The following is a 21,791-nucleotide window of genomic DNA, read 5'->3' as shown; positions in this document are numbered from 1 at the left end:
TTTACTCCCTCTTTTCTACATTTAATAATAATTCATCTATGCTGTTGTAGCAATTAGGATAATCTATCTTAGGTCGAGTAAGAAAAATTACTTCTATTCCTGATTCTTCAGCAGCTTCTATCTTTTCTCTTTCCCCTCCGGTGTTTCCAGCTTGTTTAGTTATAATATATTTTATATCATATTGTTCAATCATAGCCTTGTTCATACTCTTACTAAAAGGTCCTTGCATAGCAATTATATTTTTAGGTAGTATTCCAAGATCTTCACATTTTTTTACCATATCCCATTTAGGTAAAATTCTAAAATAACATTGATTTAAATTATTTAATTGAGAAAAAAAAGGTATATTGTTACTACCTAGAGTAACTAATATATTCCCCTTTTTTTCTGCTATATATTTGATAATATCCTCAATTTTTTCAAACTCTTTATAGAGTTTAGGGAGAAAAGAGATTTCCTCCCTTTCAAATCTAAAATACTCTATTTTCTTATCTTTAGATGCTTTTAATACATTTTCAGAAACTTCAACAGCATAAGGGTGCGAAAGATCAATCACCTTATCTATACTCTCTTTCTCTATAAAATCTAGCATCATTGGATAAGTTAATTTTTGGCATACTACTCTTACAGGTAGATTCTCTAAAAGTTTTCCTCCATATTCAGTAGCAGTAGTAACAATAATATCAGTGGTTTTTTTACAAAACTTTTCAAGAAACTCTCTTGAATCTTTGGTACCACCTACCACCCAAATCATAGATGATATCCTCTAGGAGTTATCATTCTTCCCTCTTTTATATATGTTTTAGAGTTACCAACTACAACTACAGTAAACATATCTATTTCATGCTCTAACATCTCTTCTAAAGTAGTAAGTGTATAGTTTTGATCCTCTCTTCCCACATGTCTTAAAAGTGCTACTGGAGTTGTTGGAGCTTTATGTCTTAACATTATCTCTCTAGCCTCTACAATCTGCTCTGTTCTTCCTTTGCTTTTTGGGTTATATAGTGAAATTACAAAATCTCCCTCACTAGCTCTATCTATTCTCTTAGTGATAACATCCCAATCTGTTAAAAGATCACTTAAACTTATTATAGCTTGATCGTGCATAAGTGGTGCTCCTACTAGAGCAGCTCCAGCTACTGATGATGTAATTCCTGGAATTATCTCTACTTCTATTCCGCTACCAAGAGCAACTTCAATCATAATTCCTGCCATTCCATATATTCCTGCATCTCCACTACTTATTAGAGCTACTGTTTTTCCCTCTTTAGCTAGCTCTAATACTTTTTCACATCTGTCTATCTCTTTTTTCATTCCAGATACATAAAACTCTTTATCTTTAAATTCATCTTTTACTAAATCAACATAAGTTATATATCCAGCTATTATATCTACACTTTTAAGAGTTCTATACGCTCTTACACTGATATCATCCATATTCCCTGGACCAATTCCAACTACATATATTTTCCCTTTATTCATATCCAAATTTCTCCTCATAAATTGATATTGTTATTCCATTATAAATATATTTTTGCTCTAAAAAATCTCCATTTCCATTTGAAGCTAAAAGAGCACAAGGTTCTGAAACACAACTTACTCCTATCTGTTTTTTTACAAATTCAGATCCTTTAAATCTTTGTTCTACCTCTTTTATCTCTTCTCTTGAAATTATCGCAAGTTCTTTTTGAAGTTCTTCTACTAATGAGAGCAATCCTAATTCATCAGCCTTGATATCTACTGTTGCTACTTTTTTTATACTTTCATAAGCTAGATTGTGTTTTTTCATAACCTCATCTAAAGCCTTAAATATCTCCTCTTTAGGTGTTCCACGTCTACAACCAACACCTACTATTAAATTTTTAGGGTATATTCTCATTATATCTATGTTCTTTTTATTAGAAGCTATCACAACTCCTGAAGAGTTAGTATTTTCTCCTATTTTCACATTATTTGGTAAAAGAATTTCAACTTTTTTATTATCAACTATCAAAGATGTTAAATCTTTAGCTTTAGTTAAAGATTCCATTTCACAGTTTAATTTCTGAGATAAGGTGTCTATAGCTATCTTTCCTGTAACATCAGAACTAGTTGTTATTATTGGAAGAAGTGAAAAAGTATTAGCAACCTTATAAGTAAGTTCATTTGCTCCACCAATATGACCTGAAAGAAGAGATATTACAAAATTTCCTCCTTCATCTATTACCAATACTGCTGGATCTATATCCTTACTCTTTATTAAACAACTAATTTTTCTAATAACTATTCCCGTTGCCATAATAAAAATATGACCATCATAATTATTAAATTTTTTAGTGAGCTCATCTGTAAAGTTTTCTATCTGTATAGTATTTTCTAATTGAAATTTTTTCAAAGTATAAATATCAGCCTCTAACTTTACTCCTATTTTCTTAGCTAAATTCCCTGCTCCTCTTGTTACACTCCATATAGCTAATCTCATTTCTTACTCTACTCCCTTTCTGTATTCATGAGTAAATGTCTTATCATATAGTTTTGATTTTTCATACTCATTTCCTAAGAAATCTCCTACTAAAATTTGAGCTGTTTTAGAAATTCCAGCCTCTTTTACCTGATTTTCTATTGTTTCTAATGTTCCTAGTACTATTTTTTGATCTGGCCAACTTGCTCTTTGTACTACAGCTATTGGTGTAGTCATAGGATAAGAAGTTGCAAGTCTTTTTACTACATCACCTATCATATGCACGGATAAGAATATAGCCATAGAAGCTTGATGAGAAGCAAGACTCTCTAATGATTCTCCCTCTGGAACAGGTGTTCTTCCCTCTAATCTAGTACAAATAACTGTTTGTGAGACTGCTGGAAGAGTGAACTCTTTTTTTACTGCGGCAGCTGAGGCTAAAAATGAACTTACTCCTGGAACTACTTCATACTCTATTCCATGTTCATCTAAAACATCCATCTGTTCTCTATGAGCACCAAAAATTGCTGGATCTCCTGTATGAACTCTAGCAACTTTTTTCCCTGCTTTTATCCCTTTAATTGTTACATCCATTACCTCTTCTAATGTCATAGATGCCGAATTATATATCTCTGCTCCCTCTTTATGACAATCTATTACCTCTCTTGGTACTAAAGACCCTGCATATATAATAATATCAGCCTCTTTTACTATTCTCTGTCCTTTTACTGTTATTAATTCTGGATCTCCTGGTCCAGCTCCTATAAAGAAAACTTTTTCCATTCTTCAAATCCCCCTTTTTTAAATATCATAGTTGTAAAGTATGGTATATCCTCTTTAGTTAGGTTAGATATATCATAAAAAACCTCTTCACTCTCTTTTCCACTATTTGATACCATTATGATGTTATTCATATTATTAGTTTTTATAAGAGCCTCTTTCAATTTATCAAAATTTCTACTAACTTTCATAAAAACTATATTTTCACTCTCTTGTAACTCTTTCTCAATATCTGTATTATCATTTATTGAAACTATTTTTAAAGATTCATCTCCCATTACTATTGGGAAATTAAATCTAGAAGCCATATCTGCAAATGAAGATATTCCAGGAATAGTTTCAACTTGTGATTTATACTTATCTTGCATATTTTCTAAAAGATAAACATACGTACTATATGTCATACTATCTCCAATAGTTAAGAAACCAACATTTTTTCCTTGCTCTAATAGATTTTCAACCACTCTAGTATTAGCTTTTCTTCCCTCTACTCTATCCAATGGATTTTTTAACATAGGAAATTCCATAAATACTATCTCTACATCACTTTTTAAATACTCTTTAGCTATGTTGTAAGCTGTACTTCCCTCTGCTTTTTTTGCCTCAGGTACGATTATTACATCTAATTTTTTTAAAGCGTTAACAGCTTTTATGGTAAGTTGCTCTGGGTCACCTACTCCTACACCTATTCCATAAAACTTATTTGTCATTACTTATATCCTCCCTTATTTGTTAACTGTTATTATATAAATAGGATTTTCTCCATACATCATTGTGTATGGTCCTACTTTTTTACCACGTGAAACCATCATATTTACAACTTCTATATCGTTAAAGTTATACTCTTTCAATAGAGACATTGTATCATTCAAACTTTCCAATGTAATTGTATTTACAACTAGTCTAGCATCATCAGTTGCATATTTTTTAAAATGCTCCAATATAGACCTCATACTTCCAGTTGATCCTCCAACAAACATTCTATCGTAAGAGATATTTGGTATATTTTCTGGAGCTCTTCCATGAATAAGTTCATAATTCTCAAGATTAAAATTCTTTACATTCTCTCTAATTGTATCTAGACCTTTTTCCTCTTTTTCTATACCTATTACCTTTCCTAAAGGCATATATGTTGCTGCTTCTATACCAATTGTTCCAGTTCCAGCTCCAACATCTATCAACACTGAATCAGGTTTTAACTGAAGCTTAGCTATAGTCACAGCCCTTACCTCTTGTTTTGTCATAGGTAGCTCTCTTTGTATAAACTCCTTATCGTATATGTGCAAGATCTTTCCCTCCTCTTCTATTTTCTAATTATAACAATATTCATTAAAAATTCTCTATTTAAACTCTCATATTCAGCTATTTTTAATATAGTTATCTTTTCATCTGAATAGGATAATCTCTCTCCTATTACCATCTCTGCATCTGCAAAGCCATTCTCATAAAACTTTTTTGCTATTGCATATGGAGTATTTATATTATCGGTAAGTAGAACAATTCCTTTTTCTTTAGTAAACTCCTCTATATAGTCAGCTTCTCTTCCATGTACACTTAGAAGTTTATACTCTTGCCATACCTCTCCTATTCTAGAGAATAGATATTGATATGAAGATATTCCTGGTATTACTTCCAACTCTTCATTTTTATAATTTCTTCTTAAAAAACTAAGTAAGCTATAGAAGCCTGTATCCCCTGAAACTATAATTGTAATTTTTTTATCTCTATTCTGATTTAAATATATTATTAAATCTGATAATTTTTCCAAAGTATATTTATAGCAGTCAGCTGGGAGCAAAGAGGAGATCTCCATCAACTGTCTTGCCCCTCCAACTGCGATTTCACTACTTCTTATTGTATCTATTCCCTTTTTAGTTATATAATCTATATTTCCTGGACCAAGTCCAACTACTCTAATTTTTTCCAGCTAACTCACCTGCCAATTGATAGAACTTCTCTGTATATCCAAGAGTTTCTCCTTTGAAAGAAAATAAGAGAACTTCACACTGTATCTCTCCTCTTGAATACTCTTCTACTCTTCTTTTTACTTTTTCAGCTATAAAAGGAAAAAACTCTCTTTTTTCAATATAATCACACGCTTCTTCAACTGTATTAGATTCTAGTATCTTATGAATATTTTCTGAGCTTTCTCCACATAGAAAAGCATTAGCTCCCATTATCTCTACTCTTGCATCTGCAACTCTACTGTGTGTATTAAATATTCCACCAGCAATTTTTATTGCCTTTCCTATATGTCCTAAAAATAATATTTTTTTAAATCCCAATTTAACAGCTGAATCAATCATAAATCCTGCATAGTTACTTATTACTATTGTTTGCTCTAGATCTAGTCCCAATTTCTCACAATAGTTCTTACTATAGTTTCCAAAGGTAAATATACACCAATCTCTATCTCTCGCCATTCTTAAAACTTTTAGTTCAACAAACATAGAATCTTTTAAAGCCTCTTCGCTCATAGGCTTTACTATTCCTGTTGATCCCAATATAGAGATTCCACCTACAATACCAAGTTTTGGATTGAATGTCTTTTTAGCTTTCTCTCTACCTTCAGGAACATATATGGTAATCACAGCTTTTTTCCCCTTTTTGCCTAGAAAATCATCTGCTACCTCTTCAATCATTTTTTGTGGTCCAGGATTTATTGCAGACTTTCCTACCTTTGCCTGTAATCCTAACTTTGTAACTGTCCCTACTCCACGTCCACCTACTAAAATAAAGTTTTTAAATGAGATTCCTCTATCTATCTCTGGTAATTCATCTACTAATTTTATTCTAGTACATATCTGTATTCCATTTGTTACATCTGGGTCATCACCAGCATACTTAGTAACAGCTACACTTACAAAATTTTTTCTAACTCTCAATCTATATATTGGAACTAATATATTTTGTCCATTTGATGTTGTAAAATTTACTTCATCTAGATAATTATTATTTAATAGGGCTTCTAATCCTGCTTTTACTCCGATTGCTGCACAACTTCCAGTAGTATAACCAGATTTTAACTCTTCAGCCATTTAAAATCCCTCTCTTTTATACATTTGATAAAGAATACCATGAAGAATTGATACTGCTACTGTACTTCCTCCTTTTCTACCATTAATTGTTATGTATGGAAGTCCTAATTTTTTAAAATCCTCTTTTGATTCTGCTGCTCCTACAAATCCAACTGGTACTCCAACTACTAGAGCAGGTTTTTCTATCTCTCCTTTTTCTATCATCTCCTTTAACTGGTAAAGTGCTGTTGGAGCGTTTCCTATTAAGAATATTTTTGTTTTTTCATCTTTACCTGCTTTTTCCATTCCAACTATTGAACGAGTTACCCCTCTCTCTTTAGCTTCTTTTATAACCTCTTCATCAGATACAAGGCAGTAAGCTGAACAACCAAATTTAGAAAGAACTAGTTTGCTAAGTCCATTAACTATCATATTTGTATCACAATATATTTTACAACCATTTTTTAATGCTTCCATAGCACTCTCTACAGCTCCATTTTGAAATTCAATTAAATCTGCATACTCAAAATCTGCTGTTGTATGTATAACTCTTTTTACTATTGGAAATGTTTTCTCATCAAATTTATCTCTTTTCTCCTCTAGCTCTTCACCTATTATTTCAAAACTTCTTTTTTCAATATCTTGTGGAACTTTTATATATGTACTCATCTATCTCTCCTTTTGTTTTTAATCTAATATCTCTTTTAAATAATCTAAACTATTAAAAAAATGTATATGAGGGTACCCAGCTTTGCATTTTTTCTCTTTAAAAATACAAGCCCACTCTTTTCCATTAGGTTTCACTGCTCTATATTCTCTACTTTCATGTTCTATCTTAAATATCTTAGAGTAATGAAACTCATGCCCTTTTCCTAACTCTTTTTCATCTTCATACACATTGATATATCCAAAACGAGATATATCTAATCTATCTTTCATCTCTATACTGCACTTAATTATATCACACATTGGAATATATTTCTCATCTAAAAGCTTTATTCCAGAAGTTAGATACATAAAGCCACCACACTCTCCATAGATTTTACCCTCTCTTCTATAAAAAGTTCTGATACTCTCTATCATACTCTTATTTTCAGATAGTTCTTGTGCATAATTTTCAGGATAACCTCCACCAAAATATAGTATATCTACATCTGGTATCTCTTTATCAGTTATCGGAGAAAAGGGAATCAACTCAACTCCTAAATGCTCTAATAACTCTAAATTATCATTATAATAAAAACTAAATGCTCTATCTCTAGCAATTCCTATTTTAAGACCAGAATACCTATCCTTCATCTCTTCAAATGGATTGATAACATCTTCAGGTTCTCCAATTTCAGCTATCTCTAAAAGTTTTTCTACATCTATTGTCTTCTCTAAAACTTTTTTTAATTTTTGACTCTTATCTTTTAGATCATCTATCTCTTCTGCTTGAAGTAATCCTAAATGTCTACTAGAAACAGAGAGTGTTTCATCTTTAGGCAGGTAACCTATACAATTTATTCCAGTATATTTTTCAATAGCTTCTTTATAATGCTTAAACATAGCTTCACTTACTTTATTTAAAATTACACCAGCTATATTTACTCTACTATCAAACATCTTATATCCCAAAATCTGAGCAGCAATACTTGTACTCTTACCACCACCATCTACTACTAATATAACAGGTAGCCCTAAGACTCTTGAGATATGTGCTGAACTATTATTATCAAGAGAGTGATCCACTCCATCATAAAGTCCCATTACTCCCTCAACTATTGAGATATTTTTATGATGTTTATAGAAAGAGTATTTTACCCCCCTCTCCCCCATCATAAATAGATCTAAATTATAGCTTTTATTTCCTGTCACAAATTGATGAAATCCTGGATCTATATAATCAGGTCCCACTTTAAATGGAGACACATTTTCAAATAGTGACATAAGTCCCATTGAAACAGTAGTTTTCCCTATACCACTACTAACTCCAGCTATCATAAATCCTTTCATCTTACCACCTCACTCAAAGCTTCCAAAACTATTTTATTGTTCTCCCTATCTTTTATAGCTAATCTAATAAAGTGTTTATCTAAACCTACAAAGTTTGATGCATCTCTTACTAATATTCCCCTCTGTATCATCTTCTCTCTCACTTCAATAGAACTCTTATCTATTAGCTTTATAAGAATAAAGTTGCTATTAGTTTTGTAGGATTTTATACCTTTAATTTTTAAAGTTTTATTATAAAACCACTCTTTCTCCTCTTCTATCCAATTCTCACTTTTTTCTATATATTCTCTATCCCAAAGCATAGTTTTTCCAGCCAAATCAGCAAAACTATTTATACTCCAAGGCTCCTTATACTTTTGGCTTTTCTCTAATATCTCACTATCATAAGTTATTCCATAACCAAGTCTTACTCCTGGAACAGCAAAAAATTTAGTGAGAGCTCTCATTACAAAAATATTACTATCTTTTAAATTAACAGCTGTAAAATTCTCCCACCCTCTTATAAACTCAATAAATGCCTCATCTATAAAGAGTTTTATTCCCCTCTTTTTCAATTGATCATTTATCTTTTTTATCTCTTCAAGTTTAAGAAAATTTCCTGTTGGATTATTTGGATTACAAATTATAACTAAATCACATTGAGGTATAGACTCTACGAACTTATCAACATCTAATTTAAAATCTCTTTTCTCATCTAAGATATGATAAATTATTTCACAATCTATACTTTCTAATGCTCTTCTATACTCAGCAAAACTAGGTGCAATCAAAAAAGTTTTTTTAGGTTTTAAGCTCTTCATATAAAGAAACAGTATCTCTGTAGCTCCATTTCCCACCACAATATTTTTCAGATCTACACCATTATATCTTCCTATATTTTCTCTTAACTCTATATAATCAGGATCTGGATATTTTTCTAATAGTTCAAAATTCTCTATCACTTTTTTCTTAAACTCTTCTGGAACACCTAAAGGGTTTATATTCGAGCTATAATCAAGAAGTTCTCCTTTTCCCTCTCTTTTCAATTTATATATATTTCCACCATGTAAGTCCATCTATCTTCCTCTTTTTTATCTTTATTCACTTAATTTTTAAATAAAAGCTTTAATTAACTGAGACACGATCATAAAAGTTGCTAATCCTACCCAAGAAGAAACATACAACAATCTTATTCCTTTTTTTACATCAGGAATTCCAAAATGTTTTAACTTATCTCCTATAGTTGGCTTATCATAAACTTTTCCAAAATAACTTGTCTTCCCTCCAAATTGAACTCCCAAAGCACCAGCAAAAGCTGCTTCTGAATTTCCAGAGTTTGGACTAGAGTGATTCAATCTATCTCTAAAAAATACCTTCCAAGCTCTTTTATAATCCATTCTTAAAATAAAAGCTCCGATAGGAATTATAAATCCTCCAGCTATTCTTGCAGGAATAAAATTTGCTACATCATCTATTTTTGCAGAAATCATTCCAAAATCCATATATCTTTCATTTTTATATCCTACCATAGAGTCCAAAGTATTAATAGCTTTATATCCCATAGCAAAAGGCAATGCCAATGAAACTCCTTCAACTGAGAAAAAACTTCCTAAAAAGGCAAAAAACATTGGAGCTATAACTCCATCTACTGTATTCTCACTTATAGTCTCCAATACACTTCTAGTGATCTGTGTTACATCCATATTTCCTGTATCTCTACTCACTAAATAAGATAACTCTTTTTTAGCTTTTTCCATATCCCCCTCTACTAAGATTCTGCAAACTCTAAAACCTTCATCTGCTAAACTCTTAGTAGCTAAAGTTGTGTATAGAAAAAATATTTCTAAATAAATTGAAAGTTTTGCTATATAGTAAGATACTAAAAAAGTAATTCCAATGGTTAATATAGCAAGAATTCCACCTGTCAATTTTTTACAACTAAATCTATAAAGTAATTTTTCTAAACTCTCTATTAATTTCCCTATAAATCTAACAGGGTGTGGAAACCAGTGAGGATCTCCTAAAATAAGATCCATTACATATGCTATACTATATCTAATTATAAAATTCATCTTTACTCACCTAATATCTCATAAATTTTTTCCATATCAATATTTTCTCTAAATACTTTTTCTAACTTATCTAACTCTTTCTCTCTATACTCAGCAAAGGTAACACCTTCTAATTGAGTTTCGATTCCCTTTTTCTCTCTAACTTTATTTAAGATTGTTCTAGTTACTTTTTCATTATCAAATATTCCATGAAGATAGGTAGCAAAAATTGTATCTCCTTTCTCTATAGCTACAACTCTTTCATCTGAAGTAATCTTTCTCTCTTTTCCAATAGTCACTCCCTGATGTATCTCATAACCATTAATAGATTCTCCATTCAATCCAGCTAATAGACCTGAACAATTTTCTAATTTACCTTCATATTGTAGAGTGTTCTTCTCTTTTTCCATTATAGTCTCAAGCTCTAGTAAACCTAATCCTGGAATCTCTTTTATTTCACTCTCTATTCCATAAGGATCTTTTATCTTCTCCCCCATCATCTGAAAACCGCCACAAATTCCAATGATACTCTTTCCAGCTTTTGATGCTTTGATAATCTCAGTGGCAACTCCACTATCTTTTATCTCCTTTAAATCATCAATTGTATTTTTGGTGCCTGGAATAATTATTATATCCTCATCTCCCATTTCATCAGGTGAGGTAACATATTTTATATTTACATCTTCAACTATTCTCAAAGCATCTATATCTGTAAAATTAGATATATGTCTAAGTTTAATTACAGAGATATTGATCCCTTTTTTCTTTTGCATCTTTTTAAATCTCTCTGTAACACTATCCTCATCTTCAATATCAATATTACTATATGGCATAACTCCTATTATTGGAACTCCTGTCAACTCTTCTATCTCCTTTAATCCAGGCTTGAGTATATTTATATCTCCTCTAAACTTATTTATAATTACACCTTTTACTCTAGCTCTCTCTTCTACTGTCATCAACATTATTGTTCCATAGATAGAAGCAAACACTCCCCCTCTATCTATATCGGCTACTAATATAACTGGAGAATCAGCCATCTCAGCCATTTTCATATTTGCTATATCCTCGCCCTTTATATTTATTTCAACAGGACTTCCTGCTCCTTCAATTACACTTATATCAAAATTCTCTTTTATATAATTATATGATCTCATAATTTCAGGTTTTAAAGATATTTTAAAGTTTCCATACTCTATTCCACTCATATTTCCAATTGACTTTCCATTGACTATAACCTGTATTTTTCTATTAGTTGTTGGTTTTAAAAGTATAGGATTCATATATGCTTCTGGATCAATACCACAAGCTGCTGCTTGAACCACTTGAGCCCTACCCATTTCCAATCCAGATTTAGTTACAAATGAATTTAATGCCATATTTTGTGATTTAAATGGAGAAACTCTATATCCATCTTTTGTTAATACTCTACACAAACCAGCAACTGTAATACTTTTTCCAGCTCCTGATGATGTACCGACTACCATAATATTTCTATGTTTCATCTTCTTCTCCCCCGAAAATAAAAAAACACAATAAAAAGAGTGTAACTTAAAAATTAGCTATATTTATAACTATTAATATTTCAACTCTTTTACTGTGTCTATTCTCTCATCTTTATTTTTCTCCTCCCGTCCACGCAGGATAGTTAAATAATTTTAAATAAGATATCCTGACTTAGATTCACCCTACTGACACTCCTTCCCAATTTCTTAGTGGACTATGTGTTCTCGTCATCATTACAGTGGCGGGACCGTGTAAGATTTTCACTTAACTTCTCTTATTTAAAACCTTTACTTGTCGTGACTTTTCCTACATATTATACTATATCTCAAACATTTTAGTCAAGAAAAGAGAAATATTTAGAATATATATAATTAATATTTTTATAAAATTCTTATATTTATTTTCTTAATAATTGAGAAATCTCGACCTTTTATCAAAATAACCTAACTTTTCATAATAATATCTAGGATAACTCAGATACAAATATTTTTTAGCTCTACTGCAAGCCACATAATACAATCTTTTCTCCTCTTCTAAATTTTCACTATCTATTCCATTTGGAAATACCCCTTCCAAAAGAGTGGGTATAAAAACTACTTCCCATTCCAAGCCTTTAGCTGAGTGCACTGTATACAGTGCAACTCCATTACTCTCTTCCTCTTTTTTGTGGTATTCTATTCCATACTCCTTCAAAAGTTTTTCCAAAGTTTTTATAATATATCTATTTCTATATAGTATTGCAATCTCTTCTAAAGGGATTTTATCTTTTAATTGTAAAATTTTTTTACAGATATAATCTCCCTCCCCTTCAATATTTTTAAACGAATTTTTATGAACTTTTTCACAATGTACATCTGTTCCTATTATTGTTTTATTATACTTTAAATTAAATTTATTGGCAATTCTATTGGTATACTCTATGATCTCATCACTACTTCTATAATTCATTTTCAGTTTTATTAATTTTGAGTTTGGAAAATCATCTCCAAATTTTAAAATATTAGTAAAATTTGCTCCCCTAAATCCATATATACTCTGATAGTCATCTCCAACTACCATAAGATTTCCTGTATCTCCTATTAATTCTTTTAATAATTCCATCTGCGAAATATTACTATCTTGATATTCATCTACAATGAGATAATCAATTTTATTTTTTATATAATCCCTAAACTCTCTATTATCTCTAAATTTTTCTAATACAATATCTATCATATCATCAAATTCATATATATTATTTGTTTTTTTGTATTTTTTATATTCGGACTTTAATTTATAGATATCATCTTTCATCTGTTCTTTTTCAAAAACTTCCTCTACCTTTAGTTTTCTATTTTGAACCTTACTTAATCCTTCACTCAATTCATCAACTGTATAAAAATTATCTTTATATTTTCTATTCAAATCCATTTTTTTAATTAAATATTCAAATATCTTTTTTCTTCTCTCTTCATCTATTATCTCAAAATCTATAAGTTTAAATATATTTTCATATTTTCTAATCAACCTAGCACAAAAAGAGTGAAATGTTGTTATTGTAACTTTTACTTCATCTCTTTTTAAAATCTCTTTTAATCTGCTCTTCATCTCTTCACTTGCTTTTCTTGTGAAGGTAATCATCAATATCCTTTCCTCTTTTATCCCATTTTCTATCAACCAAGCAGTTCTGTAAACTATTGTTCTTGTTTTTCCAGAACCAGCACCTGCTATTACTAGATACTGTCCCTCTGTTGATAATAATGCTTTTTTCTGTTCCTCATTTAAAAGTGAGTTATAATTTAAACTATAATTATTAGATAAAAGAGAGGTATTAACACTCTCTACCTCTCTACTCTCTAATTTTCTAATACTCCTTTTTAAAAATATATCATTTTCATTTTTTAATGCTAATGTCGCTTTGGATTTACTTCTTCTATCAATTACATCAACCATATTCCTCTCCTATTTATTGGCCAATCTCTCCATTATCTCCACACATTTTCTCGAAGTTGAAAAACTGTTTAATTCTGACTCTACTCTCTTTTCAGCTATAAGTTTTATAAATTCCTCTACTTCATATCTCATATCATTTTTATAAATTGGTAATTCAATGCCTTCCTCTCTTCCATCTCTATATTTTATCTTTATTCCTTTCACTTGGGAAATTTTTTCTATTACAATAGAACCCTCTTCTCCCAATATCTCAGAAGGAGTTTTTTCATCAGTTATTTTAGAATATGAGATATTTGCAACTTTATCACAATATTTGAATAGTACTGTCCCACACCCATCTGTTCCACTACTTAATAGATAATTATACCCAAAATACTCCTCTGGTTCTCCAAACATTGCTACAGCAAAATGTAATGGATACACTCCTATATCATAAAGTGATCCTCCACCTAGACTTTTATCAAAGATATTAGTAATTTTTCCCTCTTTTAATACGTCGTATCTAGAAGAGTACTGACAATATTTTATAAAAACCTGTCTGATAGCTCCTATTTTATACAAATTATCCTTTATAATTTGAAAGTTTGGATTAACTGTTGGACGCATTGCTTCCATAAAAGTTAATTTTTTTGACATTGCTATATTTACTAAAATATCAAACTCTTCCACTTTAGTTACTATAGGTTTTTCACAAATTACATGTTTACCTGACTCAAGTGCTAATTTTGCCTGTTGAAAATGAATTCCATTAGGTGATGCGATATATACAGCATCTATATTCATATCACTTAGCATCACATCTATATCTTGATAAACTTTTTTTATATTGAATTTATTTGCAAAAATTTCCCCTCTATTTTTATCTCTTGATAGAAGAGCATAAACTTCACACCCATCTGTTTCTTTCAACGCAGTAATAAATTTTTCACTTATACTACTTGTTCCTATTATTGCAAATTTTACCATCTTTTCCTCCTATATATCTCATTATTCTTTTTCTTTGAAATACTCCCCTAATAAGAAAGTAATTAAAACTATAAATAAAACTACTGCTGAAAAAGCAGAACTTTCCATATATTTTTTATTAGCCACTAAAGAGTAATTTACCAATGAAGCTATTGGAATTATATCTCCTAACTGCATAGTATATGCTATAGTAAATTCTCCAAAAATTATTGCAAAGATTTGGAGAAAAGAGGAGATAAATATGTTTTTTAAAATTGGAAACTCCACATATCTAAATCTTTGATAAAAATTTTTACAATCTATCTCACTACTTTCTAGAATTTCAGTAGGAAATTTTTTCACATATTGATACATAAATGAGTACCCTACTGGAATAGCTCCAATTAAGTATCCTATTCCCAACAAAATAACTAGTGGAATATTAAATAATACATTCATATAATAGAGTGTTATTGCAAGAAAGGCACCAGAAATTCCCATATTTGAAAATATTATTATATCAGTTACTCTATTGTAGTTTTTTATAATTACATATATGAAAAAAACAGATATAATACTTACAATAGTTGAAATAGCTATAGAACTAAATATACTAGCTACAATGCTATACTCTTGATTAAACTCTTTAGAAAAAAGATTAAAATATGCTTTTAGTGTAAACTTCCCAGTAAATTGATTAATGAAGGAGAAAAGGAAAGAAAATAGCACTACACCATATTGAAATAACATATAAATTATTGAATATATTTCAAATAATATATTTGTCTGTTTTAACTCTTGATCTCCCGAAACTTCATACTCCTTTACAAATATTCCAAAAGCATTGAGAATAAGTAGTATTAAAAATTGTACACCTCCTAATACCATAGCTTTTGAAAAATCTGCTCCCCCCATGAGAGTATTTGCAATTTCAACCTCTATATTAGAATATTTTATTCCACCTAGTGAAAGAATAATCCCTAAACTTAAAAAACAATAAGTAAAAACCAAAATAAAGGCTCTAAATAATTGTGGTAATATAAGTGGTAACTGTCCTTTAAAAAATATAGTTACTCCTCCAGCTCCATCTATTCTCATTGCTTCACTTAACTCTTTAGGTATTTTTTTTAATCCTTCACTTATATATTTAACAAATATTGGTGAATTGTAAAATACATTAGCTAATATTATTCCTTTTAAACTATATAAAATCCCCATATCTTTTAATATTGGTAAATTAAATATTATAGAAAATATTGTAACTATTGAAATTACAGGAAAGAAAAAAGGAATAAAAATCAATCCTTGTATAGCCTTTGAAAGACTATTATTGTGATAACTTACATAATAAGCTGGTATCAATCCTATAAGTAAGGATACTACACTTGAATAAAATCCCTGCTTAATTGAAAAAAATACTACTTCCTTAATATAGTTATCCTTTAAAATCTCTAAACTTGATATCTGAAAAAAATCAGTAGCAAAATAATATATTGGAATAAACCATAAAATACCATAGAGAAAATTTATAAAAATTTTTCTTATATTTTTTACCTTCAAATACTTCTCATCCTTTCATTTTATTTAAAATTCTCTTTATTCTAATATTATATCAGATTTTTATTTTCTATTCTGCTTTTTTTTTTTTAGAATTTGTGATATTATTTAATATAAAATTAAATTTAAAAGGGTGAATTTATGATATATTTTTTACATGGAGATACAGCTCCTTTACAAATCAAATATGAGGAAATTATTTCAAAAATAAGAAATAGTAACCCCTCTATTCCTGAAAAAACTTTTGATGCCTCATTAGATGAGATTACACAATTTTTTGATTCAGTCTCTACCAACTCTATCTTTTCTCCAAAGGAGTTAATAGTCTTAAAAAGAGCCGAATCCTTTAAAAATATAGAAAATATAGCAAAATCTCTAAAGTTATATAATCTTAATCAAAAGGAGATTGTTATCATATATGAAGAGTTTTTAAATGATTTTGGCAAAATCAAAAATCCATTATCTAAAAAAGCTTTGGATAGTTTTAAAGAGATTGCTGAAATTATCTGTTTCAGAAAAGAGAATGAAAAGAAATCAGCTATATTTTATGTTCAGCAAGAACTTAATATCTCTGAATATGAAGCTGAAAAATTTATTGAACTAGAAGGAAATGATTTTTTTAAAATTAAAAATGAGGTTGAAAAAGTCAAAAGCTTTTTAAATGGAGAGCTTTTCAACCTAGATAAAGTTAAACCTATTCTCTCTATTGCAGAAGAGTTTAATTTAAAAAATTTAATTGAAGAGTTTATCCTTAATCAGAAAAAAAATGAATTGTTACACTTTATCCAAAAAGAAAAATTATATACAAATTTTATATATATAATGAGTGATGAACTTATATTTCTTTTAAAATTAAATTCAATTATGTCAGATAAAAAAATAGATAAAAATATCTCTTATAAAAAATTTAATGAGGTAGTTTATGAAGATATAAAAGAGTATTTTTTAACTGATAAAGGATACCCTCATCCATATACAATATTTTTGAAGATAAAGAATTTTGATATATTTGAACAACAGTTTCTGAGAAAAAGATTAAAAGAGATATCCAATTTAGAGTATGAGATTAAAAGTGGAAATTTAGATATTGAGATTGGGGTAGAATTATTTATTTTAAAATTTTTTAGTTAATTTAGAAAAGGAAAGTTTCCTTTTTTAAATTAATTTTTATCTTAATAATTATAGGACTTATTTCTTGTGGTTAAATTTAGTACTTTACTTATTTCAATTATTTTGGTATACTATACACTGATTATTTTAAAAGGAGAGTACTTTATGAAATTAAAGAATATTTTTATTTCTATTTTTTTTCTAATTCTTACTAACTTTGCTTTTTCTGAAGAAATTTTAAAAGAAATAAATTATGAAAAAGTAACAGTAAATAGTCTAGATGATATAGAAAAATGGAGAACTTATGAAGGACTATATGCTTTTACAACTGTAAATATCGATTTAAGAAAGTTATCCCCTTCTCAAAAAAAGAATACCTTTATTGATATTTTATTACCAAGTATTAATGTTGTTAATGCTGAAATCCAAAATGATAGTGATATTATAAAAAAACTATCTAAAAAAGCTGATTTAAATGACGCTGAAAAAATATATGCACAAAATATTTTTAAAAAATATAGAGTTGAGTATGGAAACTGGAAAGAACTTTCTTCTAGATTGATTATTTACCCTACTTCACTTATTTTAACTCAAGGAGCTATTGAAAGCGGTTGGGGAACTTCTAGATTCTTTAGACAAGCAAATAATATCTTTGGAATGTGGTCTACAGATCCAAATGAACCAAGATTACCTGCTAAAGGGATTAGAGATAATGGTTTTGTCCCACATCTAAAAAAATATTTCTCAATAAAAGATTCTGTTGATGACTTTGTTTTAAATCTTTCAAGAAATTCAGCTTATAAAAATCTGAGAAAACTGGTTAATGAAAATCAGTTACCACAAATAATTGCTACTGGCTTAATTAATTACTCTGAGGAAAGAGAAAAATATGTAAAAAAAGTTATTACCACAATGAATTATAACGATCTAACAGAGTACGATAAAAAAATATAATATATTGTTACAAAGAAACAGTCATAATTTACTATGGCTGTTTTATTTTTGTTTTTTTAAATCTATATTTTATACTTATAATTATAGGACTTTAACTGAGGGAGATAAAAAATTATACAATATAAATAAAATTACTTAAAAAAAAGTTAAAACAAAGGAGAGGTAATTTTTGAAGTTACCTCTCCTTAATTTACATATTTCTATATTTTTGATTATTTTCCTAACTGAACTTTTTTTGTAATTCTGTTACAAATTCTGAAATATTATCATTTCCGACAATTTCACTAACAAGGCAAATACGCTGTGCTCCTTTAGATATGATAGTATCTATGTTATGTGCTTTTATCCCTCCTATAGCTACAAATGGGAGCTTTAGTTCTCTTACAGCAAATTCTAAATACTCTAATCCAACTGGTTTAGTATCTTTTGTTGTAGTAGGATATATTGGTCCAACACCTATATAGTCAACATTCATATTTTTATAAGCTTCCATTCCCTGTTCCTCTGAGTGTGTAGATAATCCAATTATCTTATCATCTCCCAAAAGTTTTCTGACATCATCAGGATGCATATCATCTTGCCCTATATGAACTCCATCAGCATCAACTAATAAAGCTATATCCACATTATCATTTACTATAAACAAAACGTTATTTTTTTTACATAACTCTCTTATTTCTCTAGCTTCCTCTATTTTTTCTCTACTAGATTTTGTTTTAGCTCTATATTGTACTATCTTTATTCCACCAGCAATCATCTCTTTAACACAAAAATAATTAGTTCTTCCATTAGAAAAATTATCTCCTGTAATTCCATATATTCCTTTAGGAATTTCTATTCTCTTTCTCATTATCTAACTCTCCTAATATGATCTCAACTACTTTTCCAGCCACTAAATTCACTTTATGTGAATATGTTTTATATGTTGAAATATCACTATATTGATCTCCTACCAAATATAAATTTTTCATCTTTTTCATAATTTGAACTTGAGAAGTATCTATTCCACCTATACCTGATACTGTAATTAACAATTTTTTAGTATTGTATAATTCCTCTACAAATAGCTGTTTGAACTCTTTCTTATCAAATCCTTCAACAATAATATCACAATCTTTAAAAAATTCCTTTATATTATCTCTATCAAATTTTATAATTTCAAACTGATAATTTCCTTGTGCTATTTTGGTAAGATTTTTGTATAAAGCCTGTGCTTTATACTCTCCTATCTGATCTTTAAAATAAAATTGACGATTAAGGTTACTCTCCTCTATCCTATCAAAATCTCCAAATTTGAGATCAGTAAGTCCAGATCTAACTAGATGCATAGCTACATTTGAACCAATTCCTCCGACACCAGCAATTCCTATCTTCATACCAATGTCTCCCAGTCTTTATATTTAGGCTCTAATCCATGCTTTCTAATTGCTTCTACAATCTCCTCTACACTTCTGCTATCTGTAATATCAAATTGAGCTGTAGACTCATTTTCATGTGAATATCCTCCAACTTCTGTTCTTGATCCAGCTGAAAACTTAGTAATTCCTAATGGTAGCAAGTTATCTCTCATATATGCACTCTCTCTAGTAGAAAGATTTATTCCAACATTAGGTTGAAATATTCTATTAGCTAATATTATCTGTACAAATGTTATATCATCTACAGCATAGCTATCTTTTAAATTTCCCTCTGCCTCATTAACTCTAGGAAAAGATATACTAAATTCACTATTTGGATAGTTTTCAACTAGATATTTTAAATGTAATCCAGTCTTAAAAGCATCGCTTCTAATATCTCCAAGTCCTAGTAATGCACCTATTCCTATTGATCTTACTCCAGCTTTTGCTCCTCTTTCTGGAGTATCCAATCTATATCTAAAGTTCTTTTTTTCTCCTGACAGATGAACTTCTGCATATCTTTTTTCATCATAAGTCTCTTGATATACAGTTAATCCATCCAATCCATCTTCTACTAAATACCTATAATCCTTTTCATCTAAAGGCATAACCTCTATTGAAACTGATGAAAAGTATTTTTTTAATCTATCTATTGCACCTTTTAAATACTCTTTATCAACTAATCCTTTTGCTTCTCCTGTCAATAATAGTATATTTTCTATTCTTGATTTTGCTATCTCTTCTGCCTCTCTCTCTATTTCATCAAATTTCATATGCCTTCTTAAAATATGATTTTTTTTAGAGAAACCACAATATATACAATTACTTGTACAATAGTTTGAAACATATATTGGTAAATATAAGCTTACTACATTTCCGAAAAATTGTCTTGTTAATTTAGATGCTCTTACAGCCATTTTCTCAATGTGTTTTTGTGCTTTTGGAGAGAGTAAGTTCAAATAATCATAGACAGATAGTCTCTCTTTTTCTATACTGTTTAAAATATCCTCATCTGTAACTGATTCAAAATATCTATTAAAATCAAACTCTTTCCACTTTACTAATTCATCATAATAACTCATTTAATTACTCACCTCTAAATAGAAAACCTGTTAATGGTGATGATGCACTTGCATACTTTTTCTCTTCAGCCAATTGAGCTAAAAAAGCTTCTCTTCCAGCTTCAACTGCTAATGAAAAAGCTCTTCCCATTTTTACTGGATCTTGTGCAGTTGCTATTGCTGTATTTACTAATACAGCATCACATCCCATCTCCATAGCCAAAGCTGCGTCAGAAGGTTTTCCTATTCCTGCATCAACTATAATCGGAACTCTATTGTTTTCTAATAGCATCTCAACAAATGGTTTTGTCAAAATTCCTCTGTTTGATCCAATAGGTGATCCTAGAGGCATAACTGCCGCTGCCCCTGCATCTTCTAATCTTTTAGCTGTTATTAGATCAGGCATAATATATGGTAATACTATAAATCCTTCATCTGCTAATATCTTAGTAGCTTTTATTGTTTCTGAGTTATCAGGCATCAAATATTTGTTATCATTAATTATCTCTATCTTTATAAAATCTCCACAACCAGCTTCTCTAGCTATTCTTGCTATCTTTACTGCTTCTTCAGCTGTTCTTGCTCCTGATGTATTAGGCAATAAAGTAATATGTTTAGGAATATAGTTTAATATATTCTCTTTAGGATTTTGAAAGTTTATTCTTCTCAAAGCCATTGTAATTATCTGTGATCCACTCGCTTCTAACATAGGAGCTACTAAATTCTTATCTGAAAATTTTCCTGTACCTGTTAATAATCTACTTTTAAATTCTTTTCCTTTTAATATAAATTTCTCCATTTTTCCTCCAAACGTTATAATTTTTGTCCTATATTATTAGTTATAAAATTATCCGCCAGAAACGAAAGAAAGAACTTCTAGATGATAATTACTAGCTACTTTTTCATTTTTCCATTCATTTTTTTTTACAATTTCATCATTTACTAATACTACAGCTCCTGACAAATCTATCTTCCATTTACTAGAAAGTTCATCTATTATCTCTTGGACACTCATATCTTCTTTTGGTAAAATATATTTTTCACCATTTAATATAATCTCCATACAA

At 29.4% G+C, this 21,791-nt stretch carries 23 protein-coding genes and 1 riboswitch; of the genes, 2 read left to right on the top strand and 21 right to left on the bottom strand.

The genetic code is table 11. The features are described from left to right. Position 1 precedes the first annotated feature (1 nt). From QZ286_RS10155 to QZ286_RS10080, 16 genes are all read right to left on the bottom strand, one after another. On the bottom strand, positions 2–754 hold the full coding sequence (locus tag QZ286_RS10155; RefSeq protein WP_291256853.1) for a cobalt-precorrin-6A reductase: 753 nt from the start codon (positions 752–754) through the stop codon (positions 2–4). Further along, positions 751–1,482 (bottom strand): precorrin-3B C(17)-methyltransferase, encoded by a 732-nt coding sequence (gene cobJ / locus QZ286_RS10150; RefSeq protein WP_291256852.1) that lies wholly within the window; start codon positions 1,480–1,482, stop codon positions 751–753. The genes QZ286_RS10155 and cobJ overlap by 4 nt, the downstream gene beginning before the upstream one ends. Continuing rightward, positions 1,475–2,461, bottom strand: coding sequence for a cobalt-precorrin 5A hydrolase (gene cbiG, locus QZ286_RS10145; protein WP_291256851.1), 987 nt, complete (start codon positions 2,459–2,461; stop codon positions 1,475–1,477). The genes cobJ and cbiG overlap by 8 nt, the downstream gene beginning before the upstream one ends. Before the next feature lie 3 nt (positions 2,462–2,464). Continuing rightward, the gene (cobM, locus tag QZ286_RS10140) at positions 2,465–3,223 is read right to left on the bottom strand and encodes a precorrin-4 C(11)-methyltransferase (RefSeq protein ID WP_291256850.1); all 759 of its coding nucleotides are present in this window, start codon (positions 3,221–3,223) and stop codon (positions 2,465–2,467) included. Further along, positions 3,202–3,930 carry a precorrin-2 C(20)-methyltransferase gene (gene cobI / locus QZ286_RS10135; protein WP_291256849.1) on the bottom strand — a complete coding sequence of 243 codons (729 nt, stop codon included), beginning with the start codon at positions 3,928–3,930 and terminating at the stop codon, positions 3,202–3,204. The genes cobM and cobI overlap by 22 nt, the downstream gene beginning before the upstream one ends. A gap of 15 nt (positions 3,931–3,945) precedes the next feature. Then, entirely contained in the window at positions 3,946–4,506 is a 561-nt protein-coding gene (cbiT, locus tag QZ286_RS10130; protein ID WP_291256848.1) for a precorrin-6Y C5,15-methyltransferase (decarboxylating) subunit CbiT, read from the bottom strand. Between the two features lie 17 nt (positions 4,507–4,523). Then, on the bottom strand, positions 4,524–5,147 hold the full coding sequence (gene cbiE / locus QZ286_RS10125; protein ID WP_291256877.1) for a precorrin-6y C5,15-methyltransferase (decarboxylating) subunit CbiE: 624 nt from the start codon (positions 5,145–5,147) through the stop codon (positions 4,524–4,526). Continuing rightward, positions 5,134–6,258, bottom strand: coding sequence for a cobalt-precorrin-5B (C(1))-methyltransferase CbiD (cbiD, locus tag QZ286_RS10120; protein ID WP_291256847.1), 1,125 nt, complete (start codon positions 6,256–6,258; stop codon positions 5,134–5,136). Before cbiD ends, cbiE begins: the two co-directional genes overlap by 14 nt. Beyond that, entirely contained in the window at positions 6,259–6,906 is a 648-nt protein-coding gene (locus QZ286_RS10115; protein ID WP_291256846.1) for a precorrin-8X methylmutase, read from the bottom strand. It abuts the gene before it with no gap. Positions 6,907–6,924: 18 nt separating this feature from the next. Next, positions 6,925–8,232, bottom strand: a complete 1,308-nt coding sequence (locus QZ286_RS10110; RefSeq protein ID WP_291256845.1) for a cobyrinate a,c-diamide synthase — start codon at positions 8,230–8,232, stop codon at positions 6,925–6,927. Further along, positions 8,229–9,287, bottom strand: coding sequence for a histidinol-phosphate transaminase (locus QZ286_RS10105; protein WP_291256844.1), 1,059 nt, complete (start codon positions 9,285–9,287; stop codon positions 8,229–8,231). Before QZ286_RS10105 ends, QZ286_RS10110 begins: the two co-directional genes overlap by 4 nt. A 36-nt stretch (positions 9,288–9,323) precedes the next feature. Next, positions 9,324–10,283, bottom strand: coding sequence for an adenosylcobinamide-phosphate synthase CbiB (gene cbiB / locus QZ286_RS10100; protein ID WP_291256843.1), 960 nt, complete (start codon positions 10,281–10,283; stop codon positions 9,324–9,326). 2 nt (positions 10,284–10,285) lie between these two features. Beyond that, positions 10,286–11,767, bottom strand: coding sequence for a cobyric acid synthase (locus QZ286_RS10095; RefSeq protein ID WP_291256842.1), 1,482 nt, complete (start codon positions 11,765–11,767; stop codon positions 10,286–10,288). A 139-nt stretch (positions 11,768–11,906) separates the two neighbouring features. Then, positions 11,907–12,077, bottom strand: a riboswitch (cobalamin riboswitch). 96 nt (positions 12,078–12,173) lie between these two features. Continuing rightward, positions 12,174–13,700: an ATP-dependent helicase gene (locus QZ286_RS10090; RefSeq protein ID WP_291256841.1), complete on the bottom strand. Its 1,527-nt coding sequence runs from the start codon at positions 13,698–13,700 to the stop codon at positions 12,174–12,176. A gap of 9 nt (positions 13,701–13,709) precedes the next feature. Further along, complete coding sequence (locus tag QZ286_RS10085; protein WP_291256840.1) at positions 13,710–14,666, bottom strand: Gfo/Idh/MocA family oxidoreductase; 957 nt, start codon at positions 14,664–14,666, stop codon at positions 13,710–13,712. A gap of 21 nt (positions 14,667–14,687) precedes the next feature. Further along, complete coding sequence (locus QZ286_RS10080) at positions 14,688–16,205, bottom strand: iron ABC transporter permease (protein WP_291256839.1); 1,518 nt, start codon at positions 16,203–16,205, stop codon at positions 14,688–14,690. A 138-nt stretch (positions 16,206–16,343) separates the two neighbouring features. Between QZ286_RS10080 and QZ286_RS10075 the strand changes: the two genes are divergently transcribed. Together QZ286_RS10075 and QZ286_RS10070 are read left to right on the top strand one after the other, a co-directional pair. Continuing rightward, positions 16,344–17,333: a hypothetical protein gene (locus tag QZ286_RS10075; RefSeq protein WP_291256838.1), complete on the top strand. Its 990-nt coding sequence runs from the start codon at positions 16,344–16,346 to the stop codon at positions 17,331–17,333. 144 nt (positions 17,334–17,477) lie between these two features. Beyond that, a complete protein-coding gene (locus QZ286_RS10070; protein ID WP_291256837.1) occupies positions 17,478–18,266 on the top strand; it encodes a glucosaminidase domain-containing protein in 789 nt (262 codons plus the stop codon). Between the two features lie 220 nt (positions 18,267–18,486). On the opposite strand, the gene thiE is transcribed toward QZ286_RS10070, so the two are convergent. From thiE to thiS, 5 genes are read right to left on the bottom strand one after another with little or no spacing between them, the layout of a single operon-like run. Then, on the bottom strand, positions 18,487–19,116 hold the full coding sequence (gene thiE, locus QZ286_RS10065; RefSeq protein ID WP_291256836.1) for a thiamine phosphate synthase: 630 nt from the start codon (positions 19,114–19,116) through the stop codon (positions 18,487–18,489). After that, a complete protein-coding gene (gene thiF, locus QZ286_RS10060) occupies positions 19,091–19,642 on the bottom strand; it encodes a sulfur carrier protein ThiS adenylyltransferase ThiF (RefSeq protein ID WP_291256835.1) in 552 nt (183 codons plus the stop codon). Before thiF ends, thiE begins: the two co-directional genes overlap by 26 nt. Further along, complete coding sequence (gene thiH, locus QZ286_RS10055) at positions 19,639–20,745, bottom strand: 2-iminoacetate synthase ThiH (RefSeq protein ID WP_291256834.1); 1,107 nt, start codon at positions 20,743–20,745, stop codon at positions 19,639–19,641. Before thiH ends, thiF begins: the two co-directional genes overlap by 4 nt. Positions 20,746–20,749: 4 nt before the next feature. Further along, on the bottom strand, positions 20,750–21,523 hold the full coding sequence (locus tag QZ286_RS10050) for a thiazole synthase (protein WP_291256833.1): 774 nt from the start codon (positions 21,521–21,523) through the stop codon (positions 20,750–20,752). 48 nt (positions 21,524–21,571) lie between these two features. After that, the gene (gene thiS, locus QZ286_RS10045) at positions 21,572–21,787 is read right to left on the bottom strand and encodes a sulfur carrier protein ThiS (RefSeq protein WP_291256832.1); all 216 of its coding nucleotides are present in this window, start codon (positions 21,785–21,787) and stop codon (positions 21,572–21,574) included. Positions 21,788–21,791: the final 4 nt, after the last annotated feature.

Source organism: Fusobacterium sp. (genome assembly GCF_019012925.1).
GTDB lineage: Bacteria > Fusobacteriota > Fusobacteriia > Fusobacteriales > Fusobacteriaceae > Fusobacterium_A.
The sequence above is the reverse complement of the archived record's forward strand: the minus strand, read 5'-3'. Positions and strand labels throughout refer to the sequence as shown.

What these genes read in the sequence shown, in the direction of transcription:
- thiS (WP_291256832.1), bottom strand. Translation starts at nt 21,787, where the DNA reads ATGGAGATTATATTAAATGGTGAAAAATATATTTTACCAAAAGAAGAT.
- QZ286_RS10115 (WP_291256846.1), bottom strand. Translation starts at nt 6,906, where the DNA reads ATGAGTACATATATAAAAGTTCCACAAGATATTGAAAAAAGAAGTTTT.
- thiH (WP_291256834.1), bottom strand. Translation starts at nt 20,745, where the DNA reads ATGAGTTATTATGATGAATTAGTAAAGTGGAAAGAGTTTGATTTTAAT.
- cbiD (WP_291256847.1), bottom strand. Translation starts at nt 6,258, where the DNA reads ATGGCTGAAGAGTTAAAATCTGGTTATACTACTGGAAGTTGTGCAGCA.
- QZ286_RS10090 (WP_291256841.1), bottom strand. Translation starts at nt 13,700, where the DNA reads ATGGTTGATGTAATTGATAGAAGAAGTAAATCCAAAGCGACATTAGCA.
- cbiG (WP_291256851.1), bottom strand. Translation starts at nt 2,461, where the DNA reads ATGAGATTAGCTATATGGAGTGTAACAAGAGGAGCAGGGAATTTAGCT.
- QZ286_RS10050 (WP_291256833.1), bottom strand. Translation starts at nt 21,523, where the DNA reads ATGGAGAAATTTATATTAAAAGGAAAAGAATTTAAAAGTAGATTATTA.
- thiF (WP_291256835.1), bottom strand. Translation starts at nt 19,642, where the DNA reads ATGAAGATAGGAATTGCTGGTGTCGGAGGAATTGGTTCAAATGTAGCT.
- QZ286_RS10070 (WP_291256837.1), top strand. Translation starts at nt 17,478, where the DNA reads ATGAAATTAAAGAATATTTTTATTTCTATTTTTTTTCTAATTCTTACT.
- cbiB (WP_291256843.1), bottom strand. Translation starts at nt 10,283, where the DNA reads ATGAATTTTATAATTAGATATAGTATAGCATATGTAATGGATCTTATT.
- QZ286_RS10105 (WP_291256844.1), bottom strand. Translation starts at nt 9,287, where the DNA reads ATGGACTTACATGGTGGAAATATATATAAATTGAAAAGAGAGGGAAAA.
- cobI (WP_291256849.1), bottom strand. Translation starts at nt 3,930, where the DNA reads ATGACAAATAAGTTTTATGGAATAGGTGTAGGAGTAGGTGACCCAGAG.
- cobM (WP_291256850.1), bottom strand. Translation starts at nt 3,223, where the DNA reads ATGGAAAAAGTTTTCTTTATAGGAGCTGGACCAGGAGATCCAGAATTA.
- QZ286_RS10095 (WP_291256842.1), bottom strand. Translation starts at nt 11,767, where the DNA reads ATGAAACATAGAAATATTATGGTAGTCGGTACATCATCAGGAGCTGGA.
- thiE (WP_291256836.1), bottom strand. Translation starts at nt 19,116, where the DNA reads ATGAGAAAGAGAATAGAAATTCCTAAAGGAATATATGGAATTACAGGA.
- QZ286_RS10110 (WP_291256845.1), bottom strand. Translation starts at nt 8,232, where the DNA reads ATGAAAGGATTTATGATAGCTGGAGTTAGTAGTGGTATAGGGAAAACT.
- QZ286_RS10085 (WP_291256840.1), bottom strand. Translation starts at nt 14,666, where the DNA reads ATGGTAAAATTTGCAATAATAGGAACAAGTAGTATAAGTGAAAAATTT.
- QZ286_RS10155 (WP_291256853.1), bottom strand. Translation starts at nt 754, where the DNA reads ATGATTTGGGTGGTAGGTGGTACCAAAGATTCAAGAGAGTTTCTTGAA.
- QZ286_RS10075 (WP_291256838.1), top strand. Translation starts at nt 16,344, where the DNA reads ATGATATATTTTTTACATGGAGATACAGCTCCTTTACAAATCAAATAT.
- cobJ (WP_291256852.1), bottom strand. Translation starts at nt 1,482, where the DNA reads ATGAATAAAGGGAAAATATATGTAGTTGGAATTGGTCCAGGGAATATG.